Origin of the sequence: Kitasatospora sp. NPDC001547 (assembly GCF_042894165.1) — a bacterium.
In the GTDB taxonomy this organism is placed as follows: domain Bacteria; phylum Actinomycetota; class Actinomycetes; order Streptomycetales; family Streptomycetaceae; genus Kitasatospora.
Map to the genome: position 1 here is coordinate 112,686 of NZ_JBIAVL010000013.1, position 26,772 is coordinate 139,457.

At 75.3% G+C, this 26,772-nt stretch carries 18 protein-coding genes; 14 read left to right on the top strand and 4 right to left on the bottom strand.

Going from position 1 to position 26,772, the window contains the following annotated elements; translation table 11 throughout:
- The 11 genes from ACFY0X_RS23595 to ACFY0X_RS23645 all read left to right on the top strand — a co-directional run bounded on the left by ACFY0X_RS23595 (position 1) and on the right by ACFY0X_RS23645 (position 14,410).
- A complete protein-coding gene (locus tag ACFY0X_RS23595; RefSeq protein ID WP_387757252.1) occupies positions 1 to 2,109 on the top strand; it encodes a glycosyltransferase in 2,109 nt (702 codons plus the stop codon).
- The gene (locus ACFY0X_RS23600; RefSeq protein WP_387757254.1) at positions 2,102 to 3,223 is read left to right on the top strand and encodes a sugar phosphate nucleotidyltransferase; all 1,122 of its coding nucleotides are present in this window, start codon (positions 2,102 to 2,104) and stop codon (positions 3,221 to 3,223) included. The genes ACFY0X_RS23595 and ACFY0X_RS23600 overlap by 8 nt, the downstream gene beginning before the upstream one ends.
- Positions 3,216 to 4,244: an ROK family protein gene (locus ACFY0X_RS23605; RefSeq protein ID WP_387757255.1), complete on the top strand. Its 1,029-nt coding sequence runs from the start codon at positions 3,216 to 3,218 to the stop codon at positions 4,242 to 4,244. The genes ACFY0X_RS23600 and ACFY0X_RS23605 overlap by 8 nt, the downstream gene beginning before the upstream one ends.
- The gene (locus ACFY0X_RS23610; RefSeq protein WP_387757257.1) at positions 4,241 to 5,128 is read left to right on the top strand and encodes an SDR family oxidoreductase; all 888 of its coding nucleotides are present in this window, start codon (positions 4,241 to 4,243) and stop codon (positions 5,126 to 5,128) included. The genes ACFY0X_RS23605 and ACFY0X_RS23610 overlap by 4 nt, the downstream gene beginning before the upstream one ends.
- On the top strand, positions 5,125 to 5,667 hold the full coding sequence (locus ACFY0X_RS23615) for an NUDIX domain-containing protein (protein WP_387757258.1): 543 nt from the start codon (positions 5,125 to 5,127) through the stop codon (positions 5,665 to 5,667). Before ACFY0X_RS23610 ends, ACFY0X_RS23615 begins: the two co-directional genes overlap by 4 nt.
- A gap of 25 nt (positions 5,668 to 5,692) precedes the next feature.
- Positions 5,693 to 7,852: a glycogen/starch synthase gene (locus tag ACFY0X_RS23620; protein ID WP_387757259.1), complete on the top strand. Its 2,160-nt coding sequence runs from the start codon at positions 5,693 to 5,695 to the stop codon at positions 7,850 to 7,852.
- Positions 7,853 to 7,855: 3 nt separating this feature from the next.
- Positions 7,856 to 8,713 (top strand): HAD family hydrolase, encoded by an 858-nt coding sequence (locus ACFY0X_RS23625; protein WP_387757260.1) that lies wholly within the window; start codon positions 7,856 to 7,858, stop codon positions 8,711 to 8,713.
- 63 nt (positions 8,714 to 8,776) lie between these two features.
- The gene (gene malQ, locus ACFY0X_RS23630; protein WP_387757261.1) at positions 8,777 to 10,909 is read left to right on the top strand and encodes a 4-alpha-glucanotransferase; all 2,133 of its coding nucleotides are present in this window, start codon (positions 8,777 to 8,779) and stop codon (positions 10,907 to 10,909) included.
- A gap of 146 nt (positions 10,910 to 11,055) precedes the next feature.
- Positions 11,056 to 11,982, top strand: coding sequence for an adenosine kinase (locus ACFY0X_RS23635; protein WP_387757262.1), 927 nt, complete (start codon positions 11,056 to 11,058; stop codon positions 11,980 to 11,982).
- Positions 11,979 to 13,472: a GMC family oxidoreductase gene (locus tag ACFY0X_RS23640; RefSeq protein ID WP_387757264.1), complete on the top strand. Its 1,494-nt coding sequence runs from the start codon at positions 11,979 to 11,981 to the stop codon at positions 13,470 to 13,472. Before ACFY0X_RS23635 ends, ACFY0X_RS23640 begins: the two co-directional genes overlap by 4 nt.
- Complete coding sequence (locus ACFY0X_RS23645; protein WP_387757266.1) at positions 13,469 to 14,410, top strand: aldo/keto reductase family oxidoreductase; 942 nt, start codon at positions 13,469 to 13,471, stop codon at positions 14,408 to 14,410. Before ACFY0X_RS23640 ends, ACFY0X_RS23645 begins: the two co-directional genes overlap by 4 nt.
- 171 nt (positions 14,411 to 14,581) lie before the next feature.
- Here the strand turns inward: ACFY0X_RS23645 and ACFY0X_RS23650 are convergent, their stop codons facing one another.
- The 3 genes from ACFY0X_RS23650 to ACFY0X_RS23660 all read right to left on the bottom strand — a co-directional run bounded on the left by ACFY0X_RS23650 (position 14,582) and on the right by ACFY0X_RS23660 (position 17,839).
- Positions 14,582 to 15,997 carry an MFS transporter gene (locus ACFY0X_RS23650; protein WP_387757455.1) on the bottom strand — a complete coding sequence of 472 codons (1,416 nt, stop codon included), beginning with the start codon at positions 15,995 to 15,997 and terminating at the stop codon, positions 14,582 to 14,584.
- Between the two features lie 226 nt (positions 15,998 to 16,223).
- On the bottom strand, positions 16,224 to 17,072 hold the full coding sequence (locus tag ACFY0X_RS23655; protein WP_387757268.1) for a hypothetical protein: 849 nt from the start codon (positions 17,070 to 17,072) through the stop codon (positions 16,224 to 16,226).
- A 134-nt stretch (positions 17,073 to 17,206) separates the two neighbouring features.
- On the bottom strand, positions 17,207 to 17,839 hold the full coding sequence (locus tag ACFY0X_RS23660; RefSeq protein WP_387757269.1) for an HAD-IIIA family hydrolase: 633 nt from the start codon (positions 17,837 to 17,839) through the stop codon (positions 17,207 to 17,209).
- A gap of 311 nt (positions 17,840 to 18,150) precedes the next feature.
- On the opposite strand from ACFY0X_RS23660, the gene ACFY0X_RS23665 reads away from it, so the two are divergent.
- Positions 18,151 to 22,704 carry an HAD-IC family P-type ATPase gene (locus tag ACFY0X_RS23665; protein WP_387757270.1) on the top strand — a complete coding sequence of 1,518 codons (4,554 nt, stop codon included), beginning with the start codon at positions 18,151 to 18,153 and terminating at the stop codon, positions 22,702 to 22,704.
- A gap of 88 nt (positions 22,705 to 22,792) precedes the next feature.
- A complete protein-coding gene (locus tag ACFY0X_RS23670) occupies positions 22,793 to 24,004 on the top strand; it encodes a GNAT family N-acetyltransferase (protein WP_387757272.1) in 1,212 nt (403 codons plus the stop codon).
- Positions 24,005 to 24,295: 291 nt separating this feature from the next.
- Here ACFY0X_RS23670 and ACFY0X_RS23675 read toward each other — a convergent pair whose 3' ends face one another.
- Positions 24,296 to 25,672, bottom strand: coding sequence for a hydrolytic protein (locus ACFY0X_RS23675; RefSeq protein ID WP_387757274.1), 1,377 nt, complete (start codon positions 25,670 to 25,672; stop codon positions 24,296 to 24,298).
- A gap of 217 nt (positions 25,673 to 25,889) precedes the next feature.
- Between ACFY0X_RS23675 and ACFY0X_RS23680 the strand changes: the two genes are divergently transcribed.
- A complete protein-coding gene (locus ACFY0X_RS23680) occupies positions 25,890 to 26,627 on the top strand; it encodes a LuxR C-terminal-related transcriptional regulator (RefSeq protein WP_387757276.1) in 738 nt (245 codons plus the stop codon).
- Positions 26,628 to 26,772 lie beyond the last annotated feature (145 nt).

A 26,772-nucleotide genomic window follows, 5' to 3' on the forward strand; every position in this document is an offset into this window, starting at 1 on the left:
GTGCACATCATCGAGACCTACTTCGAGTGCGGCGGTTTCGACCACCGCCTCATCCAGGGCGGCACCTCCGTCTACCTCTGGAACCTCTCCAAGGCCCTGGCCGGCCAGGGCCACCGCGTCTCCATCGTCACCCCGGCCCACGGCCGACTGGACGACCTGCGCCGCTTCCACGACCTGGAGACGCTCGACTACCGGGACGACTACGAGCTGCCGGTCGTCCTCGACCCGCAGACCTGGGGCGAGCGCTTCCCGGCCGAGGTGCGGATCCCGCTGACCACCACCGCGCACCTGCTGCGCCTGGACGGCGTGGACCTCTACTTCCTCTCCAACCAGCTGCTCGACGAGCTGCCCGACCGGTTCTACCCGCCCTACCAGACCAAGGGGAAGGACCTGGTCTTCTTCAAACCGCTGGCCTACCAGGTGGACGCGATCCGCTTCGTCCGTGAGCGGTTCGCCGGGGAGAAGGCCGTCCTGCACGCCCACGAGCCGTACTACCACTACCTGATGCCCGCCGCGTTCCGCCACGACCCGGGCAAACTCGTCGTCGCAACCGTGCAGAGCAACATGCCCATCACCAAGAAGGTCTACCGACCGAAGGTGGAACGGCTGCTCGCCTTCCTCGGGGCCGGGACCGAGCTGCCCCCGGAGGACGCCGACCCGCCGCTCGCCGAGCACGACGCCGTCATGAGCGGCTACCAGCAACTGACCCACCTGCACTACGAGTACGGCCCCGGGCACGTCCGGGTGTACGACCTGGTGGCCGACCACGCCGACCTGGTCGACTTCCTCTCGCCCGGTCACCTGGAGTTCTACACCGGCTTCGCCGACACGCCCTTCGAGCAGGTCTTCACCAGGCTGCCGGTCCACGAGACGGTCCGCCGCAACGCCCACAAGAGCTTCGTCGGCGGCTGCGCCGTCGGCGACGCCTGGACCACCGGTGAACCGCCCGCCGCCGACCGGGCGAGGGTGCTGGGCGGGCTCGGCCTCGACCCCGAACTGCCGACCTTCTTCCACAACGCGCGCTACGCGGTGAACCACAAGGGGCAGGTGGAGCTGTTCCGGGCCGTCGACCGGGTGCTGGACGAGGGCCTGGCCGCCAACTTCGTGCTGCGCTGCATCAGCGACTCCGGGATCGACGACCCGTACGTCCACGACGTGGTCCGCCGGCACGAGGGCCGCGTCCACCTGGAGTGGCAGCGGGTCGACGAACGCCGGATCGTCGAGTACGCGGCGTCCTCGGACTTCTGCCTCTTCCCGTCCAAGTTCGAGATGGACACCTTCCTGATCGCCCAGGGCGAGGCGATGGCCGCGGGCGCGGTGCCGATCGCCACCGCCCAGCGGGGCACGGCGCACTTCGGGCACGTCGCCGACCCGTCGGCGGGACCCGACGCCGAACGGGCCACCGGCTTCGCCGTCAACCGCTCGTTCGCGGAGGACGACCCGCTGCTCGCCGACGCCCTCGCCCGGTGCATCTACCGAGCCGCCGCGCTGCTGCGCGAACAGCCCGACGAGTACCGCCGACTGCGCGCCAACGCGATCGCCAACGCCCGCCAGTTCACCTGGCAGCGCGCCGCGGAACTCCACGTGGCGGCCTTCACCCCGCTGTGGGAGGGCCGCCGACCCGAACCGGACGTGGAACTGGCGCTCCGGCACGGCTGGTTCGACCTGCTGCCGGACGAGGCCTACGAACAGCACCGCGCCGCGGTGGCGGAAGCCGCCGCCCGGCTGGGGGACGCCGAGGCCCACCGGCGCTGCCGGGAACCCGACCCGGCGACCGACCGCGCGCTGTTCGAAACCGCCTGGGCCCGCGCCGACTTCACCCGCTGCGAGCGGACCGCCGACAGCGACCCGGAACTGCGGGCCAGGCTGGACGGCCGCTGCACCGTCGAGGACGGAAGGATCGTCTACCGGCTGCCGCACGCCGAGCGGGTCGAGCTGGTGTGGCTCGCACCGGCCGAACCGGGCCGTCGCCGCCAGGTCACCGTACGGCGGCTCGACCGCCGCGGAAGCGAGTTCACCGGCCCCCTGCCCCCCGTCGGCGAGGAGCTCCACCTGCTGCTCACCCTCACGACCGGTCGCGCGACCTGGGACGTGGTGCGTCATGGCTGACCCGGTGCGCGCCGTCCTGCTGGCAGGCGGCGAGGGCCGCCGGATGGGCAGGCTCGGGCAGGGCAGGCTCAAGCCGCTGGTGCCCTTCGGCGGTGCCTGCCGGCTGATCGACTTCTCGCTCGCCAACGCCGCCGCCTCCGGACTCGGCGAGGTGCTCCTGCTCTCCCAGTACGAGGAGAAGCAGCTGATGGACGACCTGTACCGGACGTGGTGGCGCCCCGGCTTCCGGGTCCACTTCGGCCCCTACGACGAGGTGTACCGCGAGGGCGGCGCGGGTGAGCCCGTCCGGCCCGCCGGCCCGCCGGAGCGGGGCACCGCGGACGCCCTGATCCGCAAGGCCCGCTACGTCTTCCGCCCCGGGACCTCCGAGGTGCTCGTCCTGCACGCGGACCACGTCTACCGCTTCGACTACCGCCCGCTGATCGCTCGGCACCGCCGCTCCGGCGCCGCCCTGACCATGGCCTACCAGCGGATCGAACGCCGCTTCGTGCACCTGTTCGGCATGGTCGAGTTCGACGCGACCGGGCAGCTGACGGCGTTCGTCGAGAAACCCGCCGAGCCGACCGGCGACCTGGTCTTCGCCGCCTTCTGCGTCTTCGACGCGGCCGTGCTCCACCGCTACCTGGAACAGCTGGACGGCACCGGCTGGCAGCACGACATCAGCCGGGACGTCATCCCCGCCATGCTGGCCGGCGGCGAGCGCATCCTCGGGTACGAGGTCCCCGGCCACTGGGAGGACATCGGCACGCCCGACCGCTACCACCTCGCCCACCTGGCCATGGTGGGGAGGAACCCGGCGCTGACCCTCGACCGGCTGCCGCACACCGTCCGACCGGCCACGGCGCGCAGGCTGGTCGCGGACGCGCCCGGCATCGAACGCAGCGTGGTGCCCGCGGACCTGGTCAACCACGGCCGGATCGAGCGGAGCGTCGCCTTCCCGGGTGTCCGGATCGGCGCCGGCGCGGTGGTGCGCCGCAGCGTCCTGCTGCCCGGGGCGAGCGTCGACGCCGGGGCCGAGATCGACTCGGCGATCGTCCTGGAGGACGGCGTCGTGCAACGACTGGACCACGCCCGAGGAGGGGCCAGTGTCCGAAGAGGAGGGGCGAGTGTCTGAATCCGCCTTCACCGTCGCCGACCTCGGCGGCACCACCCTGCGGATAGCCCGCTACGGCACGGACACGGATGCCGTCACCGACGTCCTCCGCACCCCGACCGAGGGCATCGACCGGCATCCCGGCGCGCCGGTGCCCGAACTCCAGGCCCGGGTCGTCGAGCAGCTGACGGAGCTGGCCGGCCGGGCGGTGGAGCGTCACCGCAGCAGCGCCCTGGCGCTGGCCTTCGCGGGCCCGGTCACGGCCGACGGCCGGGTGACGGCCGCACCCACCGTCTGGGGCGGCCGCGGCGAACCGCTGCCGCTGCGCCTGCTGCTGGAGGAGCGGCTCGGCCTGCCGGTGGTCGTGGTCAACGACCTGACGGCCGCGGTCTGGCGGTACGTCGCCACCGAGGGCGAGCAGCCGTTCTGCCTCATCACGGTGAGCTCCGGGATCGGCGGCAAGGTCTACCGGGCCGGGGAGGTGCTGCTCGACGCCGAGGGCCACGGCGGCGAATTCGGCCACTGGACCTGCGACCCCGCGCCGCAGGCACCGCGCTGCGACTGCGGTGGACGCGGCCACCTCGGCGCCATCGCCTCGGGCCGCGGCATGCAGAGTGCCGCACGCCGTGCGGCCCTTGCCGACCCGGACGGCTACGCCCGTTCCCGGCTCGCCCAGGGTGCTCCCGATCCCTCGCGGCTCGACAACCGAACCCTGGTCGCCGCGATCCGCGCCGGCGACGAGTTCGCGACGGCGGTGCTGCGCGGCGGCCTCGCCCATCTGGCCTCCGCGATCACCTCGCTGTTCACCTCGATCGGCGTGCGCCGGTACGTCCTGGTGGGCGGCTTCGCACTGGCCGTCGGCGCCCGGTACGCCGAACTGCTCACCGAGGAGCTGCAACGGCTGGGCTGCTTCGGCCTGAGCGCCGAGCAGATCGGCACGATGGTCGCCCTCGGCGAGCCGGACGACGACCACGGGCTGATCGGGGCCGGCCGGCTGCTCGTCGCCCGCAGGACGGTCCGACAGGCGGTGACCGTCCGGTGACCCGCACCCTGATCGTCGGCAGCGGGTTCGTCGGACGGGCCGTCGCGGCCCGGCTGGCCGCCACGGGCGACGACCCCGTGCTCGCCTCCCGCCACCGGCCGACCGCCCCACCGGTGCCCTGGACCGCACTGGACGCGGCGGACCCGGAGTCCTGCGCCCGGGCCGTCGACCGGGTCCGCCCGGACCGCCTGGTGCTGGTGCACGGCCCCTCCGACGTCACCTGGTGCGAGGCCAACCCCGGGCGCGCCGTGGAACTGCACACGGCTGCCGCCGCCAACCTCGCGGCCGCCGCGCCGCACTGCCGGACGGTGCTGATCTCCACCGACAACGTCTTCGACGGCAGCACGCCCGCCAACGACGAGAACACGCCCACCGCCCCCGCCAACGCCTACGGCCGGGCCAAGGCGGAGGCGGAGCGGATCATCGGCCGGCTCCCCGACGCCACCGTGCTGAGGGTGAGCCTGATCTACGGCTGGGAGCCGACCGGCACGGAGAAGTGGCTCAACTTCTTCTCCGCCTGCGTCCACGGCCTGCGCCGGGGCGAGCCGGTCGAAGCCCCGGACGACCAGTGGACGACACCCGTCCTGGTCGAGGACGTCGCCGCCGTGACCGCCGCGGTGCTGACCGGCGGGGCGCCCCGGCTGCTGCACCTGGGAGGCCCGGAACGGACCTCGCGGGCGGCCTGGGCGGAGGTCGTCGCCGACGGGCTCGGCGTGCCGCGCTCGCTGGTGCGCCGGGTTCCGAAGGCCGCCGGCCGGTACGCCAGCCGCCCCGCCAACACCTGCCTGACCAGCGACCGGCTGGACGGCTTCCTCGCCCGGCACGGACTGCGGGTGCGCGGAGTCACCGAGGGCGTCCGCGCACTGTTGGAGGCCGCCCCGTGATCCGCACCCTCCGGTCCCGCGAGGTCTACCGCAACCCGTGGATGACGGTCCGCGAGGACGACATCGAGCGGGCCGACGGCAGCACCGGGCTGTACGGGGTGGTCGACAAGGCCGACTACGCGCTGGTGATCCCCCGCCAGGACGGCCGGGTCCATCTCGTCGAGCAGTACCGCTACCCGGCCGGCGGCCGGTACTGGGAGTTCCCCCAGGGCTCCTGGCCCGCGGGGCACCACGGCGAGGACCCGGTCGGGCTCGCCCGCGCCGAACTCCGCGAGGAGACCGGTCTGCGGGCCGGTCCGATGACGTACCTGGGCCGGCTGCACGTGGCGTACGGCTACTCCAGCCAGGGCTGCCACGTCTTCCTGGCGGAGCAGCTGGAGCCGGGGGAGCCGGAGCGGGAGGTCTCCGAGGCCGACATGGTCCAGCGCTGGGCCGACCCGGACGAATGGCGCGGCCTCGTCCGGGCCGGACGGATCACCGACGCCGCCACCCTGGCCGCCCACGCCCTGCTCACGCTGCACGCCTCCGGCGCGGTCTGAGAACGACGACAGAGAGGACCCGACGGTGCACATCGTCAAATTCGCCTTCGAGAGCGTGGGCTTCGACGTCCGACTCATGCGCGGCGGCCTCGCCTCGCTGGTGTGGAACCTCGCCCGCGAGTTCGCCGACCAGGGGCACCGGGTCTCGGTGATCACGCCGGCGCACGGCTGCCTCGACCACCTGCGGGCGCACTACGAGCTGACGGAACTGGAGTACGCCGACCGTCACACCGTGCCGCTCGTCCTGGACCGCGACGTGTGGGCCGGGCACCCCGCGGAGCTCGAACTGCCGCTCACCACCCGCGCCCACCTGCTCCGGTACGAGGGCGTCGACATCTACTTCCTGTCCGACGAGTACCTCGACCTGCTCCCCGAACGCATCTACCCCGCCCGCGTGAGCGAGGGCCGGGACCTGGCCTTCTTCAAGCCACTGGTGTTCCAGGTCTCCGGCCTGCGGTTCCTGCGCACCGGCCTCGACCTGGGCGCGGAACCCGCGGTGGTGCAGGCCTACGAGCCGTACTACCACTACCTGCTGCCGCCGGTGCTGCGCGAGGACCCGCGCTTCCTGGTGGTCAGCACGCTGGCCAGCAACATGCCGATCAACCAGCAGGTCCACCGCCCCCAGCTGGAGAGACTGCTGGAGCTGTTCGGGACGGACGTCGACCTGGACGCGCTCGCCGACCCGCCCGCCCGCGGTGCGCTGGCCGCAGCCATGGCCGCCGCCCTGCCGAGCACGCACCTGGCCGACCGCCCGGCGGCGGACGGCATCGGGTACTTCGCCCTGATCGCGGCCACCTGCGACCTGTTGGACTTCCTCACGCCCGGCCAGCTCGACTTCTACTCCGCCTTCCGGGACACGCCCTTCGAGCGCGCCTTCCAGGACCTGACCGTCGCGCGGATCGTCCGGCGGTCGGCGGCCCGGCAGTTCGTGGGCGGCTGCGCGGTCCCCGACGGCTGGCTGGCCCGTGACCCGGCCGGGGTCGACCGGGCGGACGTGCTCACTGCCCTGGGCCTGGACCCGGCGAAGCCGACCTTCTACCACGTGGCGCGCTTCTCCGTGCACCACAAGGGCCAGACCGAGCTGTTCCGCGCGATCGACGCCGTCCTCGCCGACGACCCGGACGTCAACTTCGTCGTGCGCTGCGCCGTCGCGGCCGGCGGGGACGGCGTGGTCAGCGCGGTCGGCGACCCGTACTTCCAGGAGGTCGCCGACCGCCACGCCGGGCGGGTCCGGCTGGAATGGGCGATGGTCGGCGAGGACGTGCTCTACCGGGAGGCGGTGGCGGCGGACTTCTGCCTCTTCCCGTCCAAGTTCGAACTGGACTCCTTCCTCATCGCCCAGGGCCAGCTGATGGCCTGCGGCGCGGTGCCGGTCGGCACCGCGCAGGAGGTCACCACCCACTACCGCCACCAGCTGCCGCGCGAACACCCGGACGCCACCGGCTTCGCCGTCCCGCGCTCGTTCACCGAGGACGACCCGCTGCTCGCCGGCGCCCTGGCGGAGCGCATCAGGCAGGCCGCCCGGATCCACCGCGAGGACCCGGCCGAGTACGCCCGGCTGTCGGACAACTCCAGGGCGCTCGCCCGCCGTTTCACCTGGCGCAAGGCCGCCACCACGCGGCTGGCGACGTTCGCCGCGGCCGCCGCGGGTGTCCTTCCGGGACTGACGCCCGAGCGGGCCGCCGGATACGGCTGGTTCGAGGAGCTGGCCGACACCGACTGGGTGACCCACCGACGTGAGATAGCCGAGGCCGCGCTGGCCCGCGGTGATCTGGCGGCCTACCGCAGGTGCGTGCCGTCGGTGGACCGGGACGGGCTGAGGCGGCTGTTCGGTGCCGCGTACGCCAGGGCCGACTTCACGCGCTGCGCGGAGCTCGCCGACCTCCTCGACGACCCGGACCTGACCGCCGTGCTGGACGGGCGCTGCCTGGTCGAGCCGACCGACGCGGGCCCGCGGATCGAGTACCGGCTGCCGCACGCCGACAGCGTGCTGCTCGTCCTGCCCTCCGGCGAGCACCGGCTGACCGGGGCCGACGGGACCTTCGCGACCGTCCTGGCGCAGGACGTGCCGGGGCCGCTGGTCTTCCTGCTGCGGCTGCGGGACGGCCGCTGCGCCTGGGACGAGGTACCGGCCGGCGCCCGCCGACCGGTCACGCCCGTCGGTGCCGGCCTGGAAAGGGACTGACCGATGACCGCGCCCACCCGGGACCGCCCGCCCCGCTTCGCCGTCGTGGCCACCGACCTGGACGGCACGCTCCTGCGGCGTGACCTCACCGTCTCCGCCCGCACCCGGGCCGCGCTCGCGCGGGTCGAAGCGGCCGGTGCCCGCCACCTGGTGGTGACCGGCCGGGCGGCCGCCGGCTGCCGCACCCTGCTGGGACGACTCGACTACCGGGGCCTGGCGGTGTGCGGTCAGGGCGCCCAGCTCTACGACGTCGGCGCCGACCGGCTGCTGTCCTCGGCGGCCCTGCACGGTCCCACCGTCCGGGCACTGGTCGGTCGGATCGCCGAGCAGGCCGGGCCCTTGAAGCTCGCCGTGGTGACCGCCGGCCTGGCCGGCGAATTCATCGTCACGCCCGGCTTCGAGGGGCGGGTACGGCACGGCTGGCGGCTCGCCGAACGCCCGTCCGACCTCTGGGAGCAGCCGGTGGACAAGGTGCTGATCCGCCACGAGGAGCTGGGTGACGACGAACTCGCCGCCCTCGCCCACCGGGTCTGCACGCAGGAGGTCACCGTCACCCACTCCGGCGAAGGTCTGGTGGAGCTGCTCCCGGCCGGGATCAGCAAGGCGAGCGGACTGGCCGCCGCGGCCGCCCTGCTCGGCTTCGAGGCCGCCGACACCATCGCGTTCGGGGACATGCCGAACGACATCCCGATGCTCGAATGGGCCGGTCACGGCGTCGCCATGGGCAACGGCCACGCCGAACTGCGCCGGCGTGCGGACGAGACGGCCCCCGGCCATGAGGAGGACGGCGTCGCGGTGGTGCTCGAACGCCTCTTCCCGCCCGCCGTTCCACGGCCCGCCGCCGCGCGGCTCCGCTCCTGACGGCCCGCCGCCGCGCGAGCCGTCCACGACCCGTCCACCGCCGACCGACCGGAGGTCCCACCGATGCCGTCCGACCGTCACCTGGCCGAACTGGCCGAACTGCACCGCGTCGCCACCCACTGGACCACCGACCTGGGCCGGCGGATCGAGACCCCGCCCGAGACGCTGCGCGCCGTGCTCGCCGCCCTGGGCGTCGACGCCGCGTCCGACGGCGCGGTGCGGGCGGCGCTGGCCGAGCGCCGGCACGCCCTGGCCGAGCGTCTGCTGCCCCCCAGCGTGGTGGTCCGCTCCGGCCGGCCGCGCACCGACCTGCGGGTGGCACCCGGCGTCGAACTCCGCGTGGAGACCGAGGACGGCGCGGTCCGCCCGGTTCGCGGCCCGGGGAAGGAGCTGGCCGGACTCCCGGTCGGGCGGCACGTCCTGCACGCCGAGCGGGCCGGCCGCAGCGAGGCCGTTCCGCTGCTGGTCGCACCCACCCGGCTGGCGGGCCCCTCCAGGCGGGGCTGGGGATTCCTGGTCCAGCTGTACTCGGTGCTCTCCGGACGCTCGTGGGGCATGGGCGACCTGGGCGACCTGGCCGAGCTGGGCCGTTGGGCCGGCGGTCTCGGGGCCGACTTCATCCAGCTCAACCCGCTGCACGCGTACGTGCCCGGGCCGCTGCCCGACCCGTCGCCGTACCGGCCCAGCAGCCGGCGCTACCCGGACCCGACGAACCTGCGGGTCGAGGCGTTGCCCGAGTTCGCGGCCCTGTCACCGGTCGGCCGGGCCGTGGTCGCCGAGCTGAGCGCGCGCGCCGACGACCTCCGCGAGCGGGTGCTCGCCGGTGGGCTGATCGACCGGGTCGCGGTCCGCGACCTCAAGCTCCGGGCCCTGGAGCTCCTGCACCGGGTCCCGCTCGACCCCGTCCGGCAGGCGGCCTACCGGAAGTACGCCGAGGCCGAGGGGCGCGGGCTGACCGACTTCGCGACCTGGTGCGCCCTCGCCGAGGTGCACGGAACCCGGTGGCGCTCCTGGCCCGTGGGGCTGCGCGATCCCGACGGCCCCGGAATCGCCGCGGCCCGTCGGGAACTGGCCGACCGCGTCGAGTTCCACCGCAGGGTCGCCTGGCTGGTCGACGAACAGCTCGGAGAGGCGCAGCGGGCGGCCACCGGGGCCGGCATGGCCGTCGGGCTGATGCACGACCTGGCGGTCGGCGTCGATCCCGAGGGCGCGGACGCCTGGAGCCTCCAGCACTACCTCGCCGAGGGGATGACGGTGGGCTGCCCGGCCGACCACTTCAACCCGCACGGACAGGACTGGGGGCTGCCGCCCTGGCGGCCCGACACGCTGGCCGAGGCCGGCTACGCGCCGTTCGCCGAGGTGCTGCGGGGGACGCTGCGGCGGTCGGGCGCGCTGCGGCTGGACCACATCATGGGCCTCTTCCGGCTCTGGTGGGTGCCCGCCGGGGCCCCTGCCTCGCAGGGCGCCTACGTCCGGTACGACCACGAGGCGATGCTCGGGGTGCTCGCGCTGGAGGCGCACCGGGCCGGCAGCATGGTGATCGGAGAGGACCTGGGCACGGTCGAGCAGGGTGTCCGGGAGGAGCTGGCCGACCGGGGGATCCTCGGGACCTCGGTGCTCCGCTTCGAGTACCTCGGCGGATCGGAACAGCGCTCGGGGCCGCTGCCGCCCGAGGGGTGGCGCAGTGACTGCCTCGCCACCCTGACCACGCACGACCTGCCCAGCACCGCCGCCTGGCTCGACGGCGAGCACGTGGAGCTGCACGAGAAGCTCGGCCTGCTCGCCGAACCGGTGGAGCGGGTCGCGGCCGCCGCGGAGGCCGAACGGGACGGCTGGCTGGGGGAGTTGGAGCGGGTCGGCGCCCTCGGGCCGCGAACCGGGGGCGTGCCGGGCCGGGAGGCGCTCGGTCTGCACCGGTTCCTGGCGCTCACCCCGGCGAAGCTGCTCGGCGTCTGGCTGCCCGACACCGTCGGGGACCGCCGTCCGCAGAACCTGCCCGGCACGGTCGACGAGTACCCCAACTGGCGGCTGCCGATCGCCGATCCGCAGGGCCGCCCGCTGACCCTGGAGGAGCTGGCCGCGCGGCCGGGCCCCCGGGCCGTCGCCGAGCTCTACCGGGACCTGCCCGACCGGTTGGCCGCCGACGCGGTACCGCGGGAAGGCGGCGTGCCGCAGGCTTCTGCAAAAGATTTCTGAAAGGTTCAGCAACGTCTTGCCGTGGCGTGCCGCGCCTGATTGACTCCCTCCTCAGCACCGCCAGTTGACGACGGGTCAGCCGCGTGGGCCGAGCCGAGCGGGGCCCGGTCACCGCCGTCGGGGGCCCGGGCCCGAGAGGAACACCGATGAACACTGAGACAGACGTCCTCGTCCTGGGAGGCGCCGGCGTCGACACGATCGTGTACGTGCCCGAGCTTCCGCTGCCCTTCGCCGACAGCTACATGGTGCCGAGGGTGGAGATGCGGGCGGGCCAGACCGGCGACTTCGTCGCGCTCGGGCTGAGCGCGCTGGGCCTGCGCGTCCACCACCTGGACATGATCGGGGCCGACCACCCCGGCGACCTGGTCCGGGCGCTGCACCGCGACCGGGGCGTCCCCCTGACCGAGGTCCCGCTGCCCGGCGGCACCAAGCGCGCCGTCAACCTGGTCGGCCCCGACGGGCGACGCCTGTCGCTCTACGACGACACCCGCTCGGACGAGGCGGACCGGCTGCCCGAGGAGACCGTCCGGGCACTGGCCTCGGTGAGCCGTCACGCCCACGTGTCGATCACCTACCCCTGCGCGTTCGCGCTGCCGCAGCTCCGTGAGGCCGGCGTGACCGTCTCCACCGACCTGCACAACTGGGACGGCGCCAACGCCTACCACGAGCCGTTCGCGTACGGGGCCGACATCGTCTTCCTCTCCACCACCGCCCTCGCCGACCCGGAGCGGACCATGCGGCGGATCGTCGAACGGGGCCGCGCCCGGGTGGTCGTCGCCACGGCCGGCGCCGAAGGCGCGTACCTGCTGTCCGACGGGGAGATCACCCACGTCCCCGTCGTCCCGCCGCCCGCCCCGGTGGTCGACTCCAACGGCGCCGGCGACGCCTTCGCGTCGGGCTTCCTGTTCGGCTGGCTGGCCGGCGAACCGGTCGCCCGGTGCGCCCGTTACGGCGCGGTCGCCGGGGCGTTCGCGTGCACCGTGCCGGCGACCGGCACCGACTCCATCGGCCGGGAGGAACTCCTCGCCCGCGTCGCCGAACCGGACGCGCCGGCGGCGGGAGGAGGCGCGTGACGGGCCGGTCGGCGGGCTACGACGTGCTCGTCCTCGGCGGCGGTGTGGCCGGCTGTGTGCTGGCGGCCCGGTTGAGCGAGGACCCGGACCGCACCGTGTGCGTGGTGGAGGCCGGACCGGACTTCGGCCGCGAGCGGTCGGGGTGGCCGAAGGGGGTGCTGAACGCCCGCGCGCTGCCGCGCGAGGAGGTGTGGGAGCGCCACGCGCCGGCCCACCGCATCCGTGCCCGCCTGCTCGGCGGCTCGTCGTGCATCAACGGCTGCTGGAACACCTGGGGGTCCGAGGCCGACCACGCGGAGTGGGCCCGGCTCGGAGGCCCGCGCTGGACGGCTCCGGCGATGGAGCCGTACCGTCTCGCGGCGGTGGAACGGATGGGCCTGCGCCGCGCACCGGAGCACGAGTTCTCGTGGTGGAGCCGGTCCGCCCTCGCGGCCGCCGCCGAGATCGGCTTCCGGGAGGTGGACATGGGCACCCCCGGCGGGCCCGGCTACGGCACCCCGTTGCTCAACGCCTTCGACGGCGTCCGCCACAACGCGGCCTTCGCCTATCTGGAAGCCGCGCGCTCCCGACCCAACCTCACCGTCCTCGCGGACGCCGCAGTGGACCGGCTGGACGTGCGCGACGGACGCGTCCGGGGGGTGTCGATCGAGGTGGACGGTCGGCGCGAGACGCTGCACGCCGACGGCTACCTGCTGGCCTGCGGCAGCTTCGGCTCGCCCGCCGTGCTGATGCGCAGCGGAATCGGCCCCGCGGCCCACCTCCGGGAAGTCGGCGTCCGCCCCGAGGTCGACCTGCCCGGCGTCGGGTCGAACCTCGTCGACCAGCCCGGCGTGTTCGTGCCGCTGGCCCCCACGGACGAGCTGAACGCGGCGCTCGCCGAGAAGGAGGCCACCGGTGACCTGTACGTCAGCAGGATGCTGGTCAGAGCGGCCAGCGGACTCTGCCCGGAGGGGTCCTGGGACCTCCACCTCCTGCCCGTGGCCGGGCCACCGCTGTTCGGCGGACTCCCGCGGGGCCAGTACGAGGCGGGCATCTCCGCCTTCGTGATGAAGCCGGCCTCCCGGGGCACCGTACGGCTGGTCTCCGCCGACCACACGGCGGCGCCGGAGATCGACCCGGGCTTCCTCTCCGACGAGGGCGGCCGCGACCTCGCCGTCCTCCGCTCGGGCCTGGAGCTCGTCGAACGGATGGCCGCGACGGCGGCGCTGGCGCGGCTCGCCGGTCCCGCCCGGGGCCCCCGGGCCCGTGACCTGTCCGATCGGGAGCTCCGCGCCCGCCTCGGCACCTACTGGCATCCCGTGGGGACCTGCGCCATGGGCGCCCCCGACGACCCCCGCGCGGTGGTCGACGGCGAGGGCCGGGTCCGGGGCGTGTCGAACCTGCGGGTCGTCGACGCCTCCATCCTGCCGACCGTTCCGGCGGCCAACACCCAACTGCCGGTGCTCGCCGCCGCGGAGATGCTGGCGGACCTCGTCCGGGAGGCGGCATGACGGGCCCGGCCGCCGGCACCGGCCGGGCACTGTACGGGTGCATGGGACTGGGCGGCAGCTGGGACGACAGCGCGTACACCGCGGCGGACGTCGGCCACGCCGAGGCCGCGGTGGGAGCCGCGCTGGACGCCGGGATCACCGCGTTCGACCACGCCGACATCTACCGGCGCGGCAAGTCCGAAGCGGTCTTCGGCGAGCTGCTGTCCGCGTCGCCCGGACTGCGGGCGCGCATCATCCTGCAGAGCAAGTGCGGCATCCGGCTCCCCGACGGGGAGCGGCCCGGGCTGTACGACCTCCGGGGGCCGACCATCGTACGGCGGGTGGAGGAGAGCCTCGCCCGGCTGCGCACCGACACGCTCGACGTGCTGCTGCTCCACCGGCCCGATCCGCTGGCCCGTCCCGAGGAGATCGCCGGGGCCCTCGGCTCCCTGCACCGGCAGGGTCTGGTGCGGCGCTTCGGCGTGTCGAACATGAGCGCCGCGCAGATCGCCCGGCTCCGGGAGCAGCTCGACGTCCCCCTGGTCGTCAACCAGTTGGAGATGAGCCTGGGCCACCGTGCCTGGGTCGAGGACGGCGTCCTGGTCAACACCGCGGCCTCCGCCGGGAACGGCTTCCCGCACGGAACGGTCGAGTACTGCGCCGCCAACGGGATCGGCCTCCAGGCCTGGGGTGCCCTGGCCCGGGGCCGCTTCACCGGCGGCAGCCCGACGCCGACCGGCGATCTCGTCCGTGCCCTCGCCGAGAGCAAGGGCACCACGCCGGAGACGATCGTCCTCTGGTGGCTCCAGCGCCACCCGGCCGGCATCGCACCGGTCATCGGGACCACCCGGCCCGCCCGCATCGCGGCCTGCCGTGACGCCGTACTGCGCGAACCCGGGCTCACCCACGAGGAGTGGTACGAACTGTGGATCAGCGCCCGCGGCGCCCCGCTGCCCTGATCCCGCACCGACGGCCCGGCCCGCCGCCCCACCGGCGGGCCGGGGCTCGACCGTCCCGTCCAGCGCCCCGCTGCCGCAGCGGAGCGGAGCGGAGCGGGGCGGAGCGGGGCGGAGGGGGAGGGGGTCAGCCAGGCGTCGGGTCGGACCTGCCCGGGAACCGCTCGGACCTCCTCACTGCCGGGCGTCGTCGCGGACGGCGCTGAGCGGGGTGGCGAGGGATTCCAGGCTGCGGCGTTCGGCCTTGACGCCGATGGCGGCTTCGACGAGGCCAGCGGCCGTCATCAGTGCGGCGCCGATGCAGAAGGCGAGGGTGGTGTCGGCGGCCTTGCCGCTGCTGACCAGGCCGTTGAAGAGCAGTGGGCCGCTGATCCCGCCGACGGCGGTGCCGACCGCGTAGAAGAAGGCGATGCACAGGGCGCGGGTCTCCAGCGGGAAGATCTCGCTAACGGTCAGGTACGCCGCGCTCGCGCCGGCCGAGGCGAGGAACAGCACGATCGTCCAGCAGGCGGTCATGGTGTCGGCGGAGAGCGAGCCCCGCTGGAAGAGGTAGGCGGTGCCGAACAGCAGCACGCCGGAGCCGATGTAACTTCCGGCGATCATCGGTTTGCGGCCGACGCTGTCGAAGAAGTGGCCGAGGAGGAGGGGGCCGAGGAAGTTGCCGACGGCGATCACGGCGAAGTAGTAGCCGGTGTCGCCCTCGGGGACGGCGAAGAAGGTGGTGAGGACGGTGGCGTAACCGAAGGTCACCGCGTTGTAGAGGAAGGCCTGGCCGATGAACAGCGCGAGCCCGAGCACGGTGCGCCGGGGGTAGCGGCTGACCACGGTACGGGCGATGGTGAGGAAGCCCAGGGGGGCGCGTTGGCGGATGAGGACGGGTTCCTCGTCGAGGGGCGGCAGCTTCCGGCCGGTCTGCCGTTCCACCGTCCGCTCGGCCTGCGCCACGATCTCCTCGGCCTCCTGGGCCCGCCCGTGGGTGAACAGCCAGCGCGGGCTCTCCGGGACGTGCCGGCGGACCAGCAGGATCACCAGGCCGAGGACGACGCCGATGCCGAAGGCCAGCCGCCAGCCGACGTCGGTGGCGAGGAAGGAGGTGTTCAGCAGGGCGATCGACGCGAAGGCGCCGAGGGCCGCGCCGATCCAGAAGCTGCCGTTGATGATCAGGTCGATCCGGCCGCGCACCCGGGCGGGGATCAGTTCGTCGATGGCGGAGTTGATCGCCGCGTACTCGCCTCCGATGCCGAACCCGGTGAGGAAGCGGCAGAGGAAGAAGAACCAGGCGGTCCAGGAGAACGCGGTGACGGCGGTGGCGGCGAGGTAGACGGCCAGGGTGAGCATGAAGAGCTTCTTGCGTCCCAGCCGGTCGGTCAGCCGCCCGAAGAAGAGGGCACCGGCGCAGGCGCCCGCCACGTAGAGCGCGGCGGCCACGGTGGTGACCTCGGCGGTGCTGATGGCGATGCCGCTGCCCTGCTGGGCCAGCCGGCCGGCCATGTTGCCGACGATCGTCACTTCCAGGCCGTCGAGGATCCACACCGTGCCCAGGCCGATGACGATCCGCCAGTGCCAGTGCGACCAGGGCAGCCGGTCCAGCCGGGCGGGGACGTCGGTGGCGACGACTCCCGGCTCGACCTCCCCCGGCTCGCCTTCCCGTGCGGACCGTAGCGTCTTCGTCTTCGCCGGATCGACCACGGCGGACTCCTTCCCCCTCGGGGCTCGTTGACGGACCGCGTCTGCCCGTTTCCGCGCGGGTCACGCCGGGGCAGCGGCCGGGCCCGGTGGCCGCCGGTTCCCGGCCGCTGCCCGAGGAGGCCGGCGGTCAGGTCCGCGGCGGGCGGTCGCCCTCGGCGTCCTCGTCGCCGGCGGCACCCTCGACGGACTCCGGTGCCTCGATGCCCGGTTCCTCGTCGGGCCGTCGGTACGGGCCCGCCCCGGTGGACCCGGGTTCGGCTCCGCCGTCGGAGCGGATCCGTACGGCCTCCTCCTCGGCCGACAGGCCCGCGGTGTCGCCGGGTGCGTCGGCCCGCAGATCGCTGTGCGGGTCGGGCGGGTCGAGGCGTCCGGCGGCCTGTTCGGGCTCGCCGGCCACGGCCGTCCGTTCGTCGGTCTCGGGTTCCTCCTGGGCGAGCCGGGCGTCGAGCGACTCGCCCTCGGCCTGCTCGGCCCCGGTGGTGCCGAAGGACTCGGCGGCCACCGGCGCGTCACCGGGGACGGGTTGGACCTGCGGGTCCTGCGACCACGTCCGGGCGGGGGAGCCGTCCTGGAGGTCGGGGATGCCCTCGTCCTCCGGTTCGGCGCCGGGGTCGTGCCGGCCCCGCTCGGGCTCCTCCGGCTCCTCCAGCGGTTCCACCGCTTCCCCGGACTCCGGGGCTCCGGCGGCCGCGGTGCTCTGGGCGGGTCCGTCCGGGGGCTCCGCGGTGCCCGTGGGGGAGCGCCGCGGGCCGCCGTACTCCTCGTCGGGCTGGACGCCGGGTACCGGGCCTTCGGCGATCTCCGGCTGCTGCACGTCACTCCCCGCGACGTTGGGCGTCCCGCCCTTGCCGATCGGCGACGGCCGGCGCCCCGGGCCCTCGGTCCTCTCCTCGTCCCGCTCCGTCCCGGCGGTGTCCGCCGGGCCGATCGCGCCCCCCATGTCGTGCAGTGGTCGTTCGTGCCGTTCGCCGTTCATGCTGTCCTCCGTTCGTGTCCGGGCCGGCGGACCGGGCCCGGTGAGGCGTCTTTCCGCCGTGCGGCCGCTCACACCGGCCGGGCGGCGGCCGGCCCCGTCATCGGCAGCCACGTTCCCGGCCGTCCCGTCGCCGGTCAGCGCCGCAGCAGCAGGGCGGCGGCCTCGGCCGGGTCCTCGGCGGACGGGCAGGCGGTCAGGGTGCAGGGCGGGCACGCCGGATGCGGCGGCCGGCCGGCCTCGCGGACCCGGATCGCGTGCGCGCCGGCGGCCAGCGCGGCGGCGATCACGGAGTCGGCGCAGCCGATCACGGTGACCCGCGCGGGCGGCAGGCCGAGGGCCCGGCAGGCGGCCGTCACGAGGCTGGGGTCGGGCATGCGGCAGGCGCAGCCGTCGTGCGAGCCGTGCGGGCAGACCGCCCACACGTCCACCGGTCCCAGCAGCAGTTCGGCCCGGGCCTGGATGGCGTCGACCTGGCCGCGGCCGAGCATCCCCCGCGCCACGGCCGGCTGGTTGCTCAGCACGCCGAGCGCGAAGCCGGCCGCGCGCAGGGCCGCGAGGGCGGCGCGGATGCCCGCCGTCGGGTGGACCATGGCGGGGTCGCCGTTGCAGGAGACGTCCTGCAGGAGGGTGCCGTCGCGGCCGAACAGCACCGCGCGGCTCCGGTCGGAAGGGCCGGGCGCGGTGGTCAGCCAGGGCCCGGACCGGTCGCAGGGGCCGGATGGCCAGGGCTGCGGAACGGTCGGTACGGGTTCTCCGAGGTACGCCATACCGCTGCGGGTTGCCGTCGGCGGGCAGGCCAAACAGGCCGTGCCGGGGCCGTGCCGGGGTCGGGTCGAGCATGTTCCCGGCACGCCGTTTGACCTCGTGCAGCCGGGCAGACGCCCGGGTAGCAGGGACGGGTCGGCAGTCGGCACGCCGGTCCGTGCCGCCGACGAGACCGATCGGGAACGACCATGAAACCGCCCGCACCCGCGACCCCCGAGACCCCGCCGCCCGCACCCGCGTCGCCCGAGAAAGCGCCCGCGGTACCCGGCGCGGGCCGGGTGCCGGGCGCCTGACCCGCCCCCGGAGCCGAGCGATGGTCCTGCGCTTCGCGACCCGCATGTCGGCGGCCGGCCTCGGACTGGCCCTGGCCGCGCCGGTGGCGGCCGCCCGCGCCGCGCTGCCGACCGCCCGCTCCGCCGTCCGGCTGACGGCGGCGACGGCCGAGGCCGGGGTCCGCACCGGCGCCCGCACCGCGCTCTCCGCGACCGCCACGGCCCGGCGGGTGGTCCGGGTGGCCGAGAACGCCGCCGCGGCGGGCCGGGGCTACTGGCAGGCGGGCAGCCGGATCCAGCTCCCGCTGCGCCCGGCGACGGCCCGGGTGCGGGACGTGGAGGGCGCGGCCCGGCGGGTGGCCCTGGGGCTGGCGAAGCGGCCGGATGTGGTCGCCGCCTACTGGGACGGCGGGCTGGCCCGGCTGGTGGTGCAACTGACCCAGGACGCGGTGGCCGAGCGGGTCGCGGACCGCGCCGGCGAACTCGCCGCCGGCCAGCGCCTGGAACCGGACGGCGACGCGGTGCTGGAGTCCTCGCACCCGGGCCGTGCCGGCAGTGTGCGGGTTCAGGCGATCGCCCTGGGCTGCGACGCGGTGGGCCTGGCGGCGGCGGTCGGCACCCGGGCGGTCCGGCTGCCGGCCGCGCCCCGGCTGGCCATCGCGGCGACCGCCCTGGTCCGCGAGGACCCGCAGGTCCGCGCGCTGGTGCGCCGCCGACTCGGTGAGACCGGCTCGGAGCTGGTGCTGGCGGCGGCCGGCGCGGCCGCGAACGGCGTCGGACGGGCGCCCGCCGCCGTGGCCCTCGACGCGGTGCTGCGGACGGGACGCCTGCTGGAGACGCTCGCCGAGGCCGCCGCCTTCGACACCGCGCACGACACGCTCTGCGCGCCCGGCCGACTGAGCGTGTCGGGACGCCACGCCACCGCCCGACCGGCGCTGCGCCCGCTGCCGAACGAGGAGTACGCGGACAAGGCGGTGGGCGGTACCCTGCTCGGCGCGGCCGGCGCCCTGCTGTTCACCCGCAGCATGGCGGAGGCCGCCGAGGGCCTGGTGGCCGGGAACCCCAAGGCCGCGCGCTACGGCCCGACGGCCTTCACCACCGCGCTGGGCACCGCGCTCGCCCGCGAGGGCGTACTGGTCCGCAACCTCGACCGGCTGAGCCGGCTCGAACTCGTCGACACCGTGGTCCTGCACCCCGACGCGCTGCGCGGCGAGGAGAGGACCGTCCTGGCGGTCGACCCGAACGTGTCCGACTGGGACCACGACCGGCTGTGGCAGGCCGCCACCGCGGCGCTGGACCAGTCGGCCGGAGCCGAAGCTCCACTCGAACTCTCCCCGGTTGCCGACCAGTTGGCGCAGGACGCGGATGCCGGGACCGGCCTGATGGTCGCGGCCGACCAGGGGCGGGCCGTCGGCACCGTCCTGGTCGGCCGGGCGATCGCCCCGCTCGCCGAGGCCGCGCTCGACGCCGCCCGGCGGGCCGGACTGCGCGTCCTGGTGGTCGACGACGGATCGCTCGGCGACTTCGGCTCGCTGGCCGACCAACTGATCCGTCCTGACATGCCGTTGGCCGATACGGTGCGACAACTCCAGCGCGACGGAAGGGTGGTGCTCACCCTTGCCCGTGTCCCCTCCGCCGAGGGAAGGGAGTTGACGGACGGCTCCGGGGAGCTGCTGGCCGGACTGCTGCGCGGCGACCTCGCGGTGGCGGTCGCCGACCAGGGCGGTGCGGTGGTGTGGGGCGCCGACCTCCTGCTGACGGGCGGACTGGAACCGGCCTGGCGGCTGCTGGCCGCGATCCCCGCCGCCCGTACGGTGGCCCGGCACGCCAGGACGCTGGCCGAGGCGGGTGCCGTGCTGTCCGGGCTCCTGGTCGTCACCCGGGGCAGGCGGCCCGGCGGCACCCTCCCGGTCGGCATCCGGCTCTCGCCCGTCAACCTCGCGACCGCGGCCGCCCTCGTCTCGGGCTGGCGGGCGGCCCTGCGGGTCGGCGCCCGCCGGCCGCCGCACCCGCCGCCGCGCGTCCCGTGGCACGCGCTCGCCCCGAAGGCGGCGCTGGCCCGGCTCACCGCCGTCCGGCGCTCGGCGCGCCGCCCGGGCGCCGGACAGGCGTGGTCGGACCTCGCGCGGCGGGCCCGGCGGGCTCCGGTCCTGGCCCCCGTGCGCGAGGCGGCCCGGACGGCCGGCGCGCTGCGCTCCGAACTCGACGACCCGCTGACCCCGGTGCTGCTGGTCGGCGCGGCGGCCTCCGCGCTGCTGGGCTCGCCGGTGGACGCGCTGCTGGTCGTCGGCGCCCTGGCGATGAACGCGCTGATCGGCACCGCCCAGCGGGTGAGGGCCGAACGCGCCCTGGCCGCACTGGAGATGACGCAGCACCGGACGGTCGGCGTGGTCGAGGGGGAGCGGACCCGCACGGTCGGGTCCGAGGACCTGGTGCCCGGCCAGGTGATCGAGCTGAACACCGGGGACGTGGTGCCCGCCGACGCCCGGCTGCTCGACGTCGAGGACCTGGAGGTCGACGAGTCCTCGCTGACCGGCGAGTCCCTGCCCACCGCGAAGCAGTCGGACGCCACCCCCGACGCCGCGGCCGTCGCCGACCGCCGGTGCATGGTCTTCGAGGGCACGACCGTCGTCGCCGGGCACGCCCGGGCCGTGGTCGTCGGCACCGGCGACCACACCGAGGCCGGGCGGGCCGCGCACCTCGCCGCGCGCACCCCGCCCGCCGAGGGCGTCCAGGCCAGGCTGCGCGAACTCACCGGCCGCAGCCTGCCGTTCACCCTGGCCGGCGGGGCCGGGGTGGCCGCGCTGGCCGTCCTGCGCGGGCGCCCGGTGCGCGAGGCCGTCCGCGGCGGACTGGCCGTCGCCGTCGCCGCCGTACCGGAGGGGCTGCCACTGGTGGCCACCGTCGCCCAGCTGTCCGCCGCCCGACGGCTCAGCCGGCAGGGCGTCCTGGTCCGCGCCCCGCGCGCGCTGGAGGCGCTCGGCCGGATGGACACCGTCTGCTTCGACAAGACCGGCACCCTGACGGAGAACCGGCTGCGGGTGGCTCGCGCCGCCACCGCCGACGGGGCGAGGTGGCCGGCCGACGACCCGGCCGCGGTGCCCGTCCTGCGGACCGCGGCCCGCGCCTGTCCGCCCGCCGAGGACGACTCGGCGGTGCACGCCCACTCCACCGACGAGGCGGTCCTCGCCGCCGCCCCCGCCGACCTGCGCTGGACGCCCGGCAAGGTGCTGCCGTTCGAGGCGAGCCGGGGCTACGCCGCCGCGACCGGCACCGAGGAGGACGGCCGCCGGGTGCTGGTGGTGAAGGGCGCGCCGGAGAGCGTCCTGCCGGCCTGCGCCGGGGCGGGCGAGGCGGAGAACGACGTGGTGGCCGCCCTGGCGGCGGACGGGCTGCGGGTGCTCGCCGTCGCCACCCGGCCGCTGACCGGCGCCGAGGACGACGACGAGGCGCTCGACCGTCCGCTCGGCGAGCTGGAGCCGGCCGGCTTCGTCGCCCTCGCCGACACCCCGCGCGCCGGGTCCGCCGCACTCGTCGCGGGCCTGCGCGAGGCCGGGGTGCGGCCGGTCATGCTCACCGGCGACCACCCGGCCACCGCCCGCGCGGTGGCGGTCGCGCTGGGCTGGCCCGAGGACGTCGAACTGGCCACCGGCGACGACCTGGCCGGCCTCGACCGCGGCGGCCGGGCCCGGGCACTGCGCGACTGCGACGTGGTCGCCCGGGTCGCACCGGAGCAGAAGGTGCTGGTCGTCGAGGCGCTGCGGGAGGCGGGACGGGTGGTGGCGATGGTGGGCGACGGGGCCAACGACGCCGCCGCCATCCGCGCCGCCGATGTCGGGGTGGGCATCGCCGCCCGCGGCTCGGCGGCGGCCCGCAACGCCGCCGACCTGGTGATCACCGACGAGGAGCTGACCGTCCTGACCGCCGCCGTCGACGAGGGCCGGGCGCTGTGGCGCAGCGTGGCGGACGCGATCACCATCCTGATCGGCGGCAACGCGGGCGAGATCGGCTTCTCCCTGTTCGGCACCCTGCTCTCGGGCCGCGCACCGATGTCCACCCGGCAGATCCTGCTCGTCAACCTGCTGACCGACATGTTCCCGGCGATGGCCGTGGCCGTCACGCCCCGGGACGAGCCGCCGGCGGAGCCGGGCGGGCCGGGTGCGGGCACCGCGGCGCTGGACGCCCCGCTCGCCCGCCAGATCCGCCACCGCGGCGTGGTGACCGCGCTCGGCGCGACGACCGCCTGGGCCATCGGCACCGCCACCCCGGGCTCGGCGCGGCGCACCAGCACCATGGCGCTGTGCGGTGTGGTCGGCGCCCAGCTGGCCCAGACCCTGACCGGGCGCCGGCGCAGCCCGCTGGTCCTCGCCACCGTCCTGGGCTCCGCCGCCGTCCTCGCGTCCGTCGTGCAGACCCCGGGCCTCAGCCGCTTCTTCGGCTGCACCCCGCTCGGCCCGGTCGCCTGGGCGGGTGTCGCCGCCTCGATCGCCGTGGCCGTGGCGGCCCCGGCGCTGCTGCCGAGGGCCGAGCGCCTGGCGCGGGTGGCCCTCGCGCGGTCCCTGGCCGCCGTCCGAGCGCCGGGGCCGCGGCGGTAATTCGCTTGACCGGCCCGCGCGGCGACGCTGCACTTCGGGGGGCGCCACACGGGGTGGTGGCCGCATCGCGGGGAGGCAGCAGCACCACATGGAGATCCGTTCCACGACCGACCAGGACCTCGGCGCCTTCGTCGACACCTTCCACGCCGCGCTGGGGATCTTCCCGGAGAGCCCGAACGCGGACGGCGGCGGGGTCTGGTGGGCGGCGACCGAGATGGACCGCAACCTGCTGGCCGTGACGGCGGACGGACGGCCCGTCGGCACCGCCGGCGCGTACAGCTTCGAGCTCACCCTGCCCGGGCAGGTCGTCGTCCCGGCCCCCGGGGTGACGGCCGTCGGCGTCCTGCCCACCCACCGCCGCCAGGGCGTGCTCACCGCGATGATGCGGCGCCAGTTCGCTGACCTGCGGGCGCGCGGGGAGTTCCTGGCCGTGCTGCTGGCCTCCGAGGCCGGGATCTACGGCCGGTTCGGCTACGGCCCGGCGACGTACACCCAGCGGCTGACGGTGCAGCGCCACCAGGCCGCCTTCGCCGGGCCCCGGGCGGCCGCCGCACCGGCGGGCGGTTCGGTCGAAGTGCTGCCCCGGGCCGCGTGCGGGGAGGTCCTGGAGCAGGTCTACGACCGCTACCGGCGGGCCCAGCCCGGCGCGCTGTCCCGGCCGCGCCGCTGGTGGGAGCTGGGCGCGGGGCAGGTCCCGGTCGCCTCGACGCCGCGCTACGTCGCCGTCCACCGGGACGCCGACGGCACCCCGGACGGGTACGCGAGCTACTCGAAGGACGGTGACGCCCTGACGGTGGACGAGACCGTCGCCGTCGACGACGCCGCCTACACCGACCTGGCCCGGTTCCTGCTCGGCCACGACCTGGTCGCCCGGGTCGTGTTCCGGCACTGCCCGCCGGACCACCCGCTGCGCTGGCAGTTCGCGGACTTCCGGGCCGGCGAGCCGGGCGGGGAGACCGACTGGCTCTGGGTGCGGCTGCTGGACGTCCCGCGCGCGCTGACCTCGCGCGGCTGGTTCACGGACGGCGAGCTGGTCCTCGACGTCGACGACCCGTTCCTCGGCGAGCGCCAGCGGTACCTGCTGGCCGTCCGCGACGGGAAGGCCGCGTGCGTCCCGACGGACCGGGAACCCGACCTCTCCCTGGACGTGCGGGACCTGGGCTCGGTCTACCTCGGCGGCACCGCCCCGAGCGCGCTCGTCCGGGCCGGGCACATTCGCGCCCACCGCCCGGGCGCGGCCGTCCTCGCCGACGCCCTGTTCCGCGCCGAGCGCGCCCCGCACTGCCTGCACTGGTTCTGATCCGGCGGTCTCCGACCGCGATCACGCCGAACGCCGGCCCCGCCCTTTTCGAGGGCGGGGCCGGCGTTCGGCTTTCCCGGGGCAGCCCGAACCGTCCGCGGGGGCGGACCCGTTGCCCTGGAGGGCCAGGGCGATTGCCCCGGGGGGCAGATCACGGCGTGTCGCGGGCGGGTCGGTTTTGTTCGCACGGGTGCACGATGCAACAGTGTCCGTCGAGTATTGACATGGTCACGAGATGTGAGGGGGCGCGCGGGACGTGGGGGAATTCGGAGACGAACGGGTCGGAAGTGTTCAGTTCGCCCGCCGGATGTCGCTCAGTGTCCCGCTGACGTTGAGGAGTTCGTGGCACGTGGCCGCCTGCTTGCCCGACGCCGGGGTGCCCGGCGCCTCGCACGTCACGTTCGCCGTCACGGTCTGGTCCTCGGGGACCTGGATGGGGGTCACCCAGTGGTAGTCCTGGTTGCGGAAGGTCTCCAGGGCGATCGTGGTGATCGTCTTGTTGCCCGCCGTGATGGTCACCACGCCCTGGTCGCCCTGGAAGTTGGCCACCACGATGTCGGTGATGTCGAGCACCTTTCCGTGCGGCACCGGGTAACTGCCCGTCCCGGCAGCACCGTTCGCGGTCTGCACGTCGATCGTCTCGGAGAACTGCTGCCCCGTCCCCGGCACCGCCGGGCTCGCGCCGGGGCCGCCCTGGCCGCCCGGGCCGGTGGCGGGCTTCCCAGCGCCCGGCTTGGCCTGACCGCCGGGGGTCGCCCCGTTGGCGGGGGCGCCCGGCGCGTCACCGGCCGGAGCGCCCGCGGGCACGGCCGGGGTGGCGCTCTGCTGGGCGACGACGGCCTGTTCGGCGGCCTGCTTGGCGGAGCTGCGCACCGCCGGGCGGACCAGCGCGAACCAGGCCAGCAGCAGCGCGATCAGCGCGGCCAGCAGGGCGAGCAGCCAGGTGGGGAAGATCGGCAGCTGGACGAACTCGCCGTCCAGGACGGGCTTCTGGGGCGCGGGAGCGGCGGCCTCCGGGACGCTGCTCCCGGTCCTGCCGTCCTTGCCGTCCTTGCTCTCCGGCCGCTCCTCCGGGCCCACCGTCACCTCGAACGGCCAGGTCGCCGGCTTGCCGAACCAGATCAGCTTGCGGGTGCGCGCCTGGACCCGCACCTCCCCGGACTCACCGGGCTCCAGGCGCAGCTTCTCCGGCGTGACCGCGAACCGCAGGTCCTCGCCGGCCTGTCCGGGCGTGAAGGCCACCGTGGTGGGGGCGTTGCCCTGGTTGCGCACCGAGGCCCGGTAGCGCCCGCGCAGCCAGCCCCGGCGACGGCGCGGGGCGAGCGCGGCCTGCAACTCGTGGAACGGCGTCACGGTGACCGTGGTCTCCGGCACCCTCACCAGGTCGGGGCGCTCGACCGGCAGCACCCGGACGCCGAGCGGGAACTCGCCGGCCCGGCTGGCGGAGGACCGCGGCGGGGCCAGCCGGACCGTCACCGTCTCGGAGGTCCCGGGGTAGAGCGACACCCGGGCCGGCTCGACCGTCGTCCAGGCGGCGCAGTCGCCGACCACCTCGAACGTGTAGGCCTCAACGATGTCGAGGTCGTTGCGTACCGTCAGAGTCGCGGTGGCCACGCCACCGGGGGCCACCGTCAGTGCTGGCAGGCCGAGTTCGGCGGATGTGGTCATAGCGTGACGGTAGGGCCGTCCGGCGCCGGAGAAGAGGACCGTACGGGCAAGCTGTGGGCACACCCCTTGCCCGTACGGACCGACCGGAGACCCCGCCCGGTGCCGCCCCGGGACCGGCTCAGCCGCGCGTGACCCGCGCCCACCTTCCCCCGGTCGGCCCCGCCACGCGGGCAGCCGGCCGTCACCCTCGCAGGCAAGTGAAGAATGGAGTAGTTCGATGACGTCGACCGATACAACCCGGGAGGAAGCCGTCACCACACGCCGGACCGGGGTCGCGCCACGCTCCGGCACCGCCGCCGCACCCCGCATCCCCGAGCAACTGCGCGGCAGGCCGGCCCAGGTGCGGGTGGCGGTCTTCGCGGAGGACCTCATCCTGCAGACCGGCGTGGTCCAGACGCTGCGCCAGCGGCCCGAGGTGGAGCTGCTGAACGAGAGCGAGGCCGGCCGGGCCGAGGTCTCCCTGCTGGTGGTCGACGCGCTGACCGACACGGTGACCGAGCACCTGCGCCGGCTGCGGCTCGCCACCACGGGCCGGATCGGCCTGGTGGTCGGCCACTTCGAGGCCGGCGGTCTGCAGACCATCGTGGAGTACGGGGTCGCCGCGGTGCTGCGCCGCTCGGAGGCCACCCAGGACCGGCTGGTGCACCTGATCACGGCGCTGGCCAACGGAGAGGGCGTGATGCCCGGGGACCTGTTGGGCGAACTGCTCGACCGGATCGGGATGTTGCAGCGCACCATGCTGGACGGGCGGGGCCTGACCCTCTCGACGTTAACGGCACGGGAGGCGGAGATGCTGAAGCTGGTGGCGGAGGGCTTCGACACCAGCGAGATAGCCGCCAAGACGTCGTATTCCGAGCGCACGGTGAAGAACGTGCTGCACGAGATCATCACCCGCCTCGGCCTGCGCAACCGCGCGCATGCGGTGGGCTACGCGATGCGGCGCGGCCTCATATAGGGGACGGAAAGGAAGCGGGAAGCGGGGGGGGGGCCCCGGGCGGGGGGGGGCCCCCCGGCGGGCCGGGGGCGGGGCCCCCCCCCCCAAGAAAAAAAAAACCCCCCCCCCCCCCCGGGGGGGGGGGGGGGGGGGGGGGCCGCCGCCC